This is a genomic window from Pedobacter humicola (assembly GCF_056490705.1).
Genome location: NZ_JBWJIG010000048.1, coordinates 1 through 307 on the forward strand (window position 1 = coordinate 1; position 307 = coordinate 307).

The following is a 307-nucleotide window of genomic DNA, read 5'->3' on the forward strand; positions in this document are numbered from 1 at the left end:
GAATGCCATTGTAGTAAGTTTTAATTTCTTGAAAATGAATAAATTTTGTGGATGAACATGGGGCTTGGTGTATGGCGTTAGTGATTTATTTACCTCTAACCTTCCTACCACCTGTGCCTACCTAGGCTTTTGGCCAGTCGTTAAGATGTTCAGCGTTGCCCAATTTAAGCTTACGAGCCGAAATCTGGAACTTGAGTGTCATCGGGTGATCGCCCACGATGTTGATCCCTTCAGAATATTTAACGATGTAGCCATCCTCGAAGTTAACTTCTTTCATTTTGGCATCTTCCTCTGTTTTCTTGATCAG

1 protein-coding gene is annotated in these 307 nt (G+C 41.4%); it reads right to left on the reverse strand.

Going from position 1 to position 307, the window contains the following annotated elements:
* Nucleotides 1-121: 121 nt before the first annotated feature.
* A partial coding sequence (tssD, locus tag AC04Q1_RS26455) for a type VI secretion system tube protein TssD (RefSeq protein WP_478367521.1) occupies nt 122-307 on the reverse strand: 186 nt, incomplete at its 5' end.